Source organism: Celerinatantimonas yamalensis (genome assembly GCF_046054155.1).
In the GTDB taxonomy this organism is placed as follows: domain Bacteria; phylum Pseudomonadota; class Gammaproteobacteria; order Enterobacterales; family Celerinatantimonadaceae; genus Celerinatantimonas; species Celerinatantimonas yamalensis.
Genome location: NZ_JBEQCT010000002.1, coordinates 353,700 through 365,614 on the forward strand (window position 1 = coordinate 353,700; position 11,915 = coordinate 365,614).

Sequence of the window (11,915 nt, forward strand, 5' to 3'; positions counted from 1 at the left end):
ATTCGACACACTGCCACGAGGCTGCCGGGTCGTTTATTTTGTCAGTGGCAGCGTTTCGTGTGCCGCAAAGGCACTAAGATAGACATGAGTCGCATCTTCAACCGCAGTCCTGCGAATTGCTACATCGGGAACTTGGTTGAGTCCCCACAGCTGGCGCTCGACGAGGCCTGCTTCGCAGAGTGCCTTGAAATATAAGCCTGCTTGCCGGATGTTAGTACAACGCAGCTCACCACGGTCCATCAACAGTTCGATCGATTCGCAGATAACGATCAGGGTTTTTCGGGGACCGTTCTCATAAAAGATGCGACTCAGTTGAGGATGTCGCCCAGCTTCTCCCATGATCAACCGGTTAACCTCAATCACGTCCGAACGCGTGACAAGGTTCAGATATGCCATACCAAGGCGATGAAGAATCTCTCTCACCGACCCATACTGCTTCGCCGCTTCGAGTTCTTCCAAGCCGCCCTTGCCAGCTTCATGCACAAACGTTTCGAACAGGGCTTCCTTGTTCGGGAAATAGCTATACAGCGTAGCTTTGGAGGCACCAGCCCGTAATGCGATAGCCTCCATCGTAACAGCACCGAATCCCTGCTCGACAAACAGCGCTCCGGCAGCTTTAACAAAACTCAATCGACGATCCTCTGTTTTCTTTCTCACCAATGATTACTCCTTAGAAACGCTCACCTGCACAACGGTGATTCTGCTTAAATCTTAATTGAACGATATCGTATAGAAAACTTGACTTTTATGAAAGAATAAATGATAACTAAACGATGTCGTATAGTAATGATTCACCTATGGCTCACACATTGATACAAATCCGGTCCAACGAGAGAGCTTTTCCATCTCACCAATTCCATCGTGAGATCGACTGTGCTCGGAAGGTGCCCCACATGAATGTCCCCCGTCCGGAATTGCCTCCGATTTTCGCACTGCGGACAACAACGGCTGCACTTTTCGCTTTCGCTACTGCCTGGAACTTCGGCATCCACCACCCTTGGTGGGCGGCCATGACGGTGTGGCTCGTCGCACAGCCGACACGGGGACTTCTGCTCGAGCGTAGCCTCGCACGCCTTATCGGGACGATCTGCGGCGCGCTGGTTGGGGCATTGATCCTTAACCTGTTGGCGGAAAATCGGCTAGATGCGTTGTTCGCTGTCGCCGCTTGGCTGGCGCTGTGTGCTGGGTTAGGTAGCATTTTTCGGCATTTTCGCAATTACGGTTTCGTATTGGCTGGCTACACAACGTCTATCATTGTCCTGTTCGGAATTGGCGCAGGAGTGTCCGATCCCAGTCTCACGCTCGACCGAGTCATCTGTACAATGATCGGCATCATCTGCTCAGCGGTTTTTTCATTCCGCGCATTGCCGGGCCGAAGCGAAGAACTGACGTATCGAAGAGCAGATATAGTAGATCACTGCCTCTCTCATGTGGAAGAGTGCCTCCGCAAGGGAGCGATTAACAGGCCCTGCGTTACTCTTTATTCCGAAATCACAGAGCTCGATCGCTGCGTCGATGAATATGCCGCTGGTTCGCTTCATCGCCAGCGCGAAGCCCGTCGCACACGATGCATCTCGGGATTGCTCCTGGAATTGATTGCCCTGAGCGCCACCTCGCACGAGGGCAACCTGCCGCCGGAGACCAATGTCCCCACCGAAAAACGTTTGGCGATGCTAATCGCGGCAGCCAACGATTCCGATCAGCCAGCCATAGCGGACACGCTCGCCGAATTGCAGCAGCTCTTAGCGAATGAGAGAACCTCGCCTGAGCCCTTCCGGTTTGATATCGATCTATCGTCCGTCTGGCGCGCGGCGTCACGTCCCGTTGTTGCCCTAACGATTGCCGCAATCATCTGGTGGGTGTCGGGCTGGGAGAATGGTGCCATGATGGTGATGACGGCAGCACTTTTCACGTCGTTGTTCTCTAGCCACGACCAAGGCAATCACATGGTAATCCAAGTGCTACTCGGCACTCTGGCCGGTGCTATCAGCGGGGTTCTGGCTCGACTCTTTCTGCTACCCCATGCTGATGGGCTTGCAACAACCTTGCTGTGTATCGCGCCTTTCCTGCTTGCTGGGGCTTGGTTAATGCAGCGTCCCGCAACCTCGAAGATGGCAATTGACCTTACCATGACCTTCCTACTGACGTCACAACCCTCATCGCAGCCAGCGGGGGTTGCTCTCGTACTCAACGAAGCAGCCGCGCTGATTGTTGGCGTGATGATCGCCGTGGCGACGTTCTGGACCATCCTTCCTGCCACACCATCTGTTCGCAGCAGTCTGCTAGCAAGGCGGATTGTCCGACTTACCCTGCAACTTTCGAAAAATCAGGGCACTGCGTCTGCCAAGGCTATGCGGCAAAATCTGCGCAGCGCTTTGGCCAGACTGCTCTATTTTACCCAGCCGCAGAGTACGATTTTTTTGGCAGCTCAAAAATGCCTCGCAGCCGCCAGCCAGATACTGGCAACGAAGAGTGATGATCACCCCCCATCAAACTCATCGCCGAATACACCAGCTTACGACTCTGCCGCAAGGCAAACTGCCGCCATACTGGCCAACACACTGACAAAAATCCAAAAGGGAGAGACCTTATGAGTGCTATCAATCAAGTCCAAAATAACTACACGGGCCAATATATCGCAGGCCAATGGCGGCCTGGTCGTGCCAGAACTACGCTTCAGGACCATAATCCCTATAATCAGAAGCTGCTGACCGAGATTGTCTGTGCCTCACACGACGATCTCGATGACGCTTACCGCTCCGCTGCCGCCGTCCAGCCCAACTGGGAACGGCTGATGCCAAGCGAGCGGGCCGCCGTTATGTACCGTGCCGTCGAGATCATTGACCGACGTCATAGCGAGATCGTCGACTGGCTGATCGCTGAGTCCGGAAGCACTCGACTGAAAGCAGAGATGGAATGGAATGGGGTTCGCGCCGGTACGCTGGCAGCTGCTACCATGCCGGCCCGTATCGCTGGCTGCATTCTGCCGATTGACGTTCCTCACAAGGAAAGCCGCGTTTATCGCCGTCCTCTCGGCGTCATTGGCGTCATCAGCCCCTGGAACTTCCCTATGCATCTGTCCAACCGCACGATCGCGCCTGCACTCGCTATCGGCAACAGCGTAGTGGTCAAGCCGGCGGATGACACACCGATCACCGGAGGCCTGCTGCTCGCGAGCATCTACGAAGAAGCGGGTCTGCCTCCCGGCCTGCTGAATGTGGTGGTTGGCGAAGTCAGCGAGATTGGTGATGCCTTTACACTCCACCCCATCCCGAAACTCATTTCCTTCACCGGGTCCACTCGCGTCGGCCGCCATATCGGTGAACTGGCAATGACGGGCCCGATGTTAAAGCGAGTTGCACTCGAACTCGGCGGCAATGCACCCTGCGTGGTACTGAATGATGCTGATCTCGACCGCGCGGTTAGTGGAGCGATAGTCGGTCGTTTCCTGCATCAGGGTCAGATCTGCATGAGCAGCAACCGAATCATCATTGAAAGTGGTCTTTACGACCGTTTTGTCGAAGCTTTCGTCGAGCGGGCGCGCAAACTCAAAGTCGGCGATCCCAACGAAGCTGATACAGTAATCGGGCCGTTGATCAATGAGAAACAGTTCAAGGCCGCACTGAACCATATTGAAAAGGCCCGTGCCAGCGGTACTCGTCAACTTCTCGGGGAAGAACCGTCGGGACTAGTACTACCGCCGCAGGTCTTCGCCGATGTTGCCAATGACTCGGACCTCGCACAGACCGAATTGTTCAGCCCTATCGCTCCGCTCATCCGAGCAAGGGACGAAGCCGATGCCCTGCGCATAGCTAACCAAACAGAATTTGGACTGTCGAGCTCGGTGTTCACTGAGGACACAGCGAAAGGCCTTCGTTTCGCCCAAGGCATCGAGGCGGGCATGACCCACATCAACGATATTTCTCCCAACGATGATCCCAACACAATGTTCGGTGGTGAGAAAAACAGCGGTCTCGGTCGCTTCAACAGCGACTGGATCATCCAAGAATTAACCACCGACCACTGGATTAGCGTGCAGCATGAACCACGCGCCTATCCCTTTTGAGCACCACCTAGTCAGTAATTCAACGCAAAAACTGAGGAGCATAGATCATGAGTTTGAAATTTCCTGAAACGCCGGAGTTCACCGGCCTATATAAACCAAGCCGTGTCGAAACGCAGGTCTTCGATCTGGAGATCGAAGGCGAGGTTCCGTCTCAGATTAAAGGCACTTTCTTTCAAGTCTCGCCGGATTCCTACTATCCGCCGATGCGGGGCAAGGACATTTTCTTCAACGGTGACGGGCTTGTATCAGCCTTCAAATTCGAGAACGGGCACGTCAGCCTGAACCGCCGTTACGTCCAGACTGACAGGTTGAAGGCACAATTGAAGGAGCGGCGCTCCCTCAACGGTGTCTACCGCAACATCTACACTAACGATCCGTTGGCAGCCAAAAACAACACGACGGCCAATACTACAGTGCTGTTCCATGCTGGCGTCTTGCTGGCAATGAAGGAGGACGCACTGCCTTACGCGCTCGATCCTAATACATTAGAAACGCTCGGCGTCTGGGACTTCAACGGACAGGTCAAATCGGCCTCTTTCACCGCGCATCCCAAAATCGATCCCGACAATGGCGACCTTTTGTGCTTTGCCTATGAAGCCAAGGGCGACGGTACATCGGACATTGCCTATTTCGAGATCGATGCCAGCGGCAAGCTGAAAAAAGAAATCTGGTTCAAGGGCCCCTATGCTGCGATGATCCATGATTTCGCTGTCACTGCTCATCATGTCATCTTCCCACTCATCCCGCTGACCGTCGATGTCGACCGGATGAAAGCGGGCGGTCAACATTTCGAATGGCAGCCAGACCTGTCACAACTCTTTGGTGTCCTACCGCGTGATGGCAACGGTGAGGATGTTATGTGGTTCCACGGACCGAAGAATGGCTTTCAGGGGCATACCCTCAACTCGTACGAGGAGGAGGGTTTGCTGCAGGTCGATATGCCGGTGACGAGCGGCAACGTCTTTTATTTCTTCCCGCAAGCTGACGGTTCTGTTCCCTTGCCAGAGACTCTAAGTTCACAGCTCATGCGATGGACGTTCAATCTCAATGGTCTGGAAAAATCAGAGGCTAGCAAACAGACTATCCAGCCACGCCCTCTCACTGCGTTCCCTTGCGAGTTTCCCCGCTGTGACGAACGCTTCACCGGCAAGCCATATGAACACGGCTTTGTCCTTGCCTTCGACCCGACCCTACCCTTCGACGAAACACTGGGCGAACGGCCATTCCAGTTCTTCAACCAACTTGCCCATGTCAACGTAAGGACAGGCAAGACAGATGCTTGGTATCCCGGTGATGCGCAGTGCTTTCAGGAACCGATTTTCGTTCCCCGTTCATCAGATGCACCCGAAGGCGACGGCTATGTAGTCGCGTTGCTGAATCATCTTCATGGCAACGATACCGAATTAGTGGTACTGGACTCGCTGAAGATGGCTGCTGGCCCTATCGCCCGCATCAAGGTTCCGTTCCGTCTACGCATGTCGCTGCATGGCAACTGGACTCCAGCGGAGATATTGGAAGGTACTCAATCCGGTCGGTAATTTGAAAATCAGACACAGTCAGAGGTGATATCACGTATAGCTGGCATCGACACAGACTCTCTTTGCAAGATTGTTGTGAGCGGTGCCAGCTTTGCGGGATTGCAATTCGGGCGCAGTCACCACCATCGTGGCGTTTTCATCATTCCGTAGATGTATTCAATGCTCACCTATAAGGCTCATTGGGTAGTCAGCAAACGACAATGCATTCCTATATTTTCTAACATAACATCAGCTCAAGTATTGTGAATTAGTATTAGCAGTTCATTAATGAGTTTCAACTCTAACTGAAAAGGAGCAAATTGGACTATGTGCTAATGGCAGTCGCCTTTGTCGAAAGAAAAAAAGATTACGGGTTAACATATGGGAGAGAAATATCACGTTAAATGCATTAATTCTGGTATACATACTTATAGAGCAATTATTAATAAAAATGGATCCGTTTTTCTCTGGAGTGAGAGCATGCAATCTGAACGTCAGCAACTTTTTCGTTCATTATGTGATGAATACATTGAAATGTATGCCTCACGGGATAATCGATTATTCTCTTATTTTAGTGACAATTTCAGTGGCTATGCGGGAAGTAGTGATGTTCTCATCACAGACAAAAATGAATGGATAAAAATAATAAAAAAGGACTTCGCACAAGTACCCGATAGGCTTCATTTAGACATGTTGGATCTGTCGTTACAAGATCTTGACGAAGATGTCTTCGTCGTTACCGCTTTTTTTCATATCCATCTTCCCTTTGCCGATGACATACTGTCAAAAGAGACGGCAAGATTGGTGTTAATATTTCGGCGAGAGAACAACCTTTGGAAAATTGTACATAGTGGGATCTCAATTCCGTATGACTTAGCCAATTCTAATGAAGTCTATCCCTTGAAGCGACTTGAAGAACGAAATATTAAACTGAAGCAACTCGTTGAAGATAGAACTCACGAACTGGCTGAAGCTAACAAACAATTGGAAATACTGAGCAACACCGACACGTTAACCAACTTAGGTAATCGACGCCTGTTTAATTGTATGCTCACGAATGAGTGGAACCGAAGTCATCGCAACAAAAATCCTTTATCTCTTATCCTGTTAGATATTGACTACTTCAAACAATTCAACGATCACTATGGTCACTTGGCCGGAGACGCCTGTCTTCACACATTAGCACATTGCCTATTGCAAGTAGGTCGTCGACAAGGCGAGCTTGTCGCGCGCTATGGAGGTGATGAGTTTGTGATTCTGTTACCTAACACAGATAAAACTACTGCCTTTGAAACGGCTCAAAAAATCCAACAAACCATTATTTCACTAGCTATACCCCACGAGAAAAGCCCTGTAGGTATTGTCACTACCAGTATTGGCATCGCGAGCCTTCTACAGACAGAAGATCACCCGCCTGAATACTTGCTACAACAGGCTGACGCAGCACTCTATCGCTCCAAGATAGCTGGACGAAATCAGATAGCAGAGGCCAATTGACACAATCGCTTGCCAGAAAAACATTCTGGCCCAACGCCTTGGATCGATTGCGATAACTGACTAGCTGTTAAAATAAACCAAACAGACAAACCCTGGGTATCGAATAGAGCGTTTTATCCAGGTGCGAACCAGAGACTGGCCTATTTAGGACCCTGTTAGCTGGCGAAACGATCACCATTGGCTAGCGAAGCCTATGTGTACAAGGGGCTAGATAAAAGACGAAAGGCTAAACGTCACAGTAGAACCTGTCAGCCACTCACCTAGACCAACGCAGTGCAAAAGAGCCTTGGTTACTCGTCACTAATACTCCTCTTTCGATTTTAAATCAGGTTCAAATAACCAAGATTTACGCGAAACGAATGCAGATCGATGAGTCATTCCGCGATTTGAAAAGCACCGCTTATGGCATTGCACTTCGACACAATCGAACCCGCTGTACAAAACGTCTAGACATAGAGCTATTAATTGCCTTATTGGCTGAGATCTTGATGGGGTGAACGGTTTAATTGCCATTCAGGCAAAGTGGCATTTTGACTTTCAAGCCAACCGAATCAAACACCGAAAAGTTCTCTCTATACCTCGACTAGGACGAGAAGTTAGACGCCATCGGCGATATCAAATCAATGAGTCCCAATATCAATAGGCAATAATTGAGTATCAACGGCTCACTCACAACGCAGAGCTTGGAAAATCATGAGGTGATCCGTCAGCGTTTTGTCATAGTATCACCTGTTAACTTATGAGGTGATGATATCGCCTCTAACTAAGTCACAAAATTAATAGCAAAACTACAAATACCAGTATTGCAAAGTGGTGAAGCAAATGACTTATAAGTCAAAATCACATGTTGTTTTTGATTCTAACAGCCCTTTTAAAATGCTGAGCCCTCGCATCATCTGTTCTCTATTACGAGGACACCCAATAGATATTCTGACCGCAGGAGTTACTTTGCCTGCTGGTAATGTAAAGTTTTCCGCTGACTTAACAATAACGCCTCTTTGCTTTGCTTCATTAATAAAATCACTTAGGCGCCAAGTATCGGGTAAAGCAAGCCATAAATGGAATCCACCTTCCTGGTATTTTGGTATAAATGGTCGTAATACATTTAACGCCATCTGTGACCTTTGGGTTATTTCACATCTTATTTTTCCTAAAATATGATCTAAACTTTTTGAACACATTAACTCGCATATAAGACCTGACAATAATGGGCTTAGCATCCAACTATGGTCTTTTAAAGCCATCTTTAAACGCGAATATAGTGCCTTAGGTGATTGTATATAACCAACTCTGAGTCCAGGTGCAAAACACTTCGAAAAAGAACCTAAATGTATGACACGTTCCGAATCTAAGTTCACTAAAGGTTGTGGTGAATGATCAGGTAATAAACCATTAACATCATCTTCAATAATAAGAACATTATGCTTTTCACATATGGAAATCACTTCTTTTCGACGAAGTTCTGACATAACAGATGTAGTTGGGTTTTGCAGAGTTGGCATTACATATAGAAAGCGAGGTTGATAGTGCTGACACGCTGCATCAAGTGATTCTGGAATAATACCGTCTTCATCAATTTCAACACCTCTTAGATTCAGTTTTTTATGTCTAGACAGACTAAATAGCCCAGGATAGGTCAATTTTTCGGTCAAAATAGTATCTCCTACATTTGTAAAAGCATCAAAAACCATTTGTATTCCGTGTTGCACCCCAGAGGTAAACAAGAGTCTATCTTTATCTATATTCCTGCCATGCTTCTGTAACCATTGAGCGAAAATTTTACGATGTGATTCAATGCCTTCAGGTTGTTGATATGCTAAAAATTCATTTAAAGATAATGAAGATTCCGACAAAACTTGCATTGCTTTTTTTATCTTGTCATTTTGTCCAACGGACGGCGGCATATTGTATCCAAAACTGCATAATTTAGGTTGCTCATCAATACTGTACTGAAATTCCCAATACTCTTTCTTTTTATCGACGATATACGTTCCAGCGCCAACTCTTGCTTCAACTAAACCACGATGTTCCGCCTCAGCGTAGGCTCGGGTGATTGTCCCGACAGTCACTTTTAACTGATCAGCTAAGGCTCTGTGTGTTGGTAATTTTTCATTTGGCTTTAATAATCCGTCATCAATCTGGGCAGATAACTGATCAGCAATCTGTTTATAAATTGCTCTTGAATCGTTCTTTGATATTTTCATTTCTAAAATTGTCATGGTGACAATAAACCTTTTGTGCAGATATCGATCTATTGATACCATACAAAACAGATTAATTAAACAAAAGTCGATGAATAGTTAATATTGTATCGGTACAATTTAGGAGTTTTACTATGGAAAGTTTAAAACACTACCCAATATCATTATTTGAAGTACTAAAATCAAAATCGACGATATCCCAATATCTTTCACCATCTCCGCTAATTCGATATGACAATCTCAGTCGGTATCTAAATTGTAATGTGTACATTAAGCATGAGAATTATAACCCTACGGGCAGTTTTAAAATTCGTGGGGGAATTAATATAATGTCCCATATAAAACATAGACAAATCAAAGGGGTTGTTACTTTTTCCACGGGAAGTCATGGGCTATCAGTTGGTACATCCGCAAAGCTATTCAATATTCCATCAATTATTGTCGTACCTAACAACACTAGCCCAGCCAAAATACAATTGATTAAAGATACGGGAGCCGATGTAATCGAAGCTGGAAACAATTTTGATGAAGCAGCTCAAGTCGTAGCAACGCTAAATAAAGAGAAAGGATATTATTACGTTCATCCAGCCAATGAACCATTGCTTATCAATGGGGTGGGAACCGAATTCCTTGAGATAATTGAAAAGCTCCCTGATATTGATGCAATAATTCTTCCCCTTGGTGGAGGTAGTGAAGTGGCTGCAGCCATCACGACATTGAAAGCCTTAAAACCAGAAATTGAAATCTATGCAGTCCAAGCCAGAGCGTCCAGTGCAGCTTATTTTTCATGGAAAACAAAAGAAATTTGTACACGTGAAAACAAAACCTTTGCAGGCGGATTTGCAACAGGTTCTGCTTACGAAACCACATTTAATATTTATAAAGACATCTTAACCGATTTCATTTTACTGGAGGAAGACGAAATACTTCGTGGAATTGCTTTGGCTGCGCATTATACACACAACATGGTCGAGGGTGCGGGGAGTTCGACTCTTATAGCCGCCTGGAAATTAAAAAAACGTTTAGCCGGAAAAAACGTGGTATTACAATTTAGTGGAGCTAACGCTTCTAGTGCTGAAATCAAAGAGGCATACCGTCTATCAGCTCTAGAAACAGGTGAATTTATGTAAGCGTCTAGATAAAAAGTGAGTCTATTGTTGCATGCCTGATTTCAAGCCAATAAAGATTCGATCATGTACGGCTGAATCGAAAATAGTCATTAGGAACATTATGGAGAATAAGCTTTGAAAATTGTAAAATGAACACGCCATCGCTCCATTTACCGATGGCGGTTTTCCGAGAAAAACTAAAGAATTTCGACTACGTCATCAAATGCTAGACGAGGTCCTCTTGGGTAGTTTTTGGATGCATCACCATAACCAATATTGATGATGAAGTTAGATTGATAACGACCATCAGCAAAGAATGTCTCATCAACTATTTTATTGTCAAAACCACTCATTGGGCCACAATCCAATCCAAGGCTTCGCGCTGCCATGATGAAATAAGCGCCTTGCAAGCTTGAGTTTCTAAATGCCGTCGTATCACGAAAACTCTCATTGCTTTCAAACATCTCTTTAGCCGTTGGATAAGCTGGAAATTGCTCAGGTAAATGATTATAAAATTGCGTATCAGAAGCAATGATGACCGTTGCTGCCGCAGTCATACTCTTTTGCTGATTCCCGGGTGCCAACGCTTTATTCAATTTTTCTTTCGCATCAACGCTTTTCACAACAACATAATAACCTGGCTGGCAGTTCATTGAGGTGGGCGCCCATTTCATTAACTCATAAAGTTCTTTAATTAATTCATCAGGGATATCTTTATCTAAAAACTCATTAAATGTGCGTGCTTCGGTGAACAACTGGTTTAGTGCGTTAGTGTCTAATTTGGTATTCATCTAATTCTCCACGTTTTGTTGTTTAATACTTTTATTATCAACCAATAGAGTTATAGCTATCATAATGATTTTAATTAATTTTTTTCGTTAAATGTTTGATATAAGCTAACCACAACTCAGGCTGGCCGTAATAGCTACTGTGATCGAGTTTAGTATATGCGCCATCAGAATGTTCAAATGCAAGCGTAGGAAATCCATTACCTCCAACTAATTCCAACATATGTCGTGCTTGAACAATATGTTGAGTCGTCTTATCACCATTAAAAATACTAAAGGCGTTTAAGAAATTGTTAGTATTAACACCAAACTCACTAGCGATATTTGTAAGATTTGAGATATCGGACTGAGACCGCCCTTCAATAAATTGTGCAATTTGCATCTTGTGCAACATAGCAACTGAGTGAATGCCCAGTGACTCAGCGGTAAGTATCGCTGTAATTGGCGTATCAGAATCAAGGATTCTCTGTTTATCGTCTAATAAAGTCGAATAGTAGATTTGACTCAACACTTGCCCAGTTAATGCCGTGATTCGTTTATCCATTATGATGATCTGCTGATGAAAGTCTACAGATAATAGGCGTTTGTGTGAGCCTGAAAATAATCCGCCCCCATAGGTTTTCACATCGATTGTGGGGATTTCAGTTAGCGCTTCGATAAGCGGATCCGCGGCGTAGCATCAGCCACACTGGGGTCCATAATAAGATGTAACCTCTTCATTTTATTTTCCTGTCAAA

Annotated in this window: 9 protein-coding genes; 5 read left to right on the plus strand and 4 right to left on the minus strand. The window is 46.3% G+C overall.

Features of this window, described 5'->3' with window-relative positions; translation table 11 throughout:
• Positions 1-33: 33 nt before the first annotated feature.
• Complete coding sequence (locus tag ABUE30_RS06150) at positions 34-657, minus strand: TetR/AcrR family transcriptional regulator (protein ID WP_408622834.1); 624 nt, start codon at positions 655-657, stop codon at positions 34-36.
• Positions 658-893: 236 nt separating this feature from the next.
• On the opposite strand from ABUE30_RS06150, the gene ABUE30_RS06155 reads away from it, so the two are divergent.
• The 4 genes from ABUE30_RS06155 (at position 894) to ABUE30_RS06170 (ending at position 7,080) form a co-directional block, all read left to right on the plus strand.
• The gene (locus tag ABUE30_RS06155) at positions 894-2,594 is read left to right on the plus strand and encodes an FUSC family protein (RefSeq protein WP_408622835.1); all 1,701 of its coding nucleotides are present in this window, start codon (positions 894-896) and stop codon (positions 2,592-2,594) included.
• Positions 2,591-4,066, plus strand: a complete 1,476-nt coding sequence (locus tag ABUE30_RS06160) for an aldehyde dehydrogenase family protein (protein WP_408622836.1) — start codon at positions 2,591-2,593, stop codon at positions 4,064-4,066. Before ABUE30_RS06155 ends, ABUE30_RS06160 begins: the two co-directional genes overlap by 4 nt.
• A 47-nt stretch (positions 4,067-4,113) precedes the next feature.
• Positions 4,114-5,604 carry a carotenoid oxygenase family protein gene (locus ABUE30_RS06165; RefSeq protein ID WP_408622837.1) on the plus strand — a complete coding sequence of 497 codons (1,491 nt, stop codon included), beginning with the start codon at positions 4,114-4,116 and terminating at the stop codon, positions 5,602-5,604.
• A gap of 459 nt (positions 5,605-6,063) precedes the next feature.
• Positions 6,064-7,080, plus strand: a complete 1,017-nt coding sequence (locus ABUE30_RS06170; RefSeq protein WP_408622838.1) for a GGDEF domain-containing protein — start codon at positions 6,064-6,066, stop codon at positions 7,078-7,080.
• Between the two features lie 827 nt (positions 7,081-7,907).
• On the opposite strand, the gene ABUE30_RS06175 is transcribed toward ABUE30_RS06170, so the two are convergent.
• Complete coding sequence (locus tag ABUE30_RS06175; protein WP_408622840.1) at positions 7,908-9,299, minus strand: aminotransferase-like domain-containing protein; 1,392 nt, start codon at positions 9,297-9,299, stop codon at positions 7,908-7,910.
• 116 nt (positions 9,300-9,415) lie between these two features.
• Here ABUE30_RS06175 and ABUE30_RS06180 point away from each other — a divergent pair, with 116 nt between their 5' ends.
• Positions 9,416-10,411 carry a threonine ammonia-lyase gene (locus ABUE30_RS06180; RefSeq protein ID WP_408622841.1) on the plus strand — a complete coding sequence of 332 codons (996 nt, stop codon included), beginning with the start codon at positions 9,416-9,418 and terminating at the stop codon, positions 10,409-10,411.
• A 176-nt stretch (positions 10,412-10,587) separates the two neighbouring features.
• Here the strand turns inward: ABUE30_RS06180 and ABUE30_RS06185 are convergent, their stop codons facing one another.
• Together ABUE30_RS06185 and ABUE30_RS06190 are read right to left on the minus strand one after the other, a co-directional pair.
• Positions 10,588-11,181: a malonic semialdehyde reductase gene (locus tag ABUE30_RS06185; RefSeq protein ID WP_408622843.1), complete on the minus strand. Its 594-nt coding sequence runs from the start codon at positions 11,179-11,181 to the stop codon at positions 10,588-10,590.
• A 70-nt stretch (positions 11,182-11,251) separates the two neighbouring features.
• Entirely contained in the window at positions 11,252-11,722 is a 471-nt protein-coding gene (locus ABUE30_RS06190; RefSeq protein WP_408622844.1) for a hypothetical protein, read from the minus strand.
• Between the last annotated feature and the right edge of the window lie 193 nt (positions 11,723-11,915).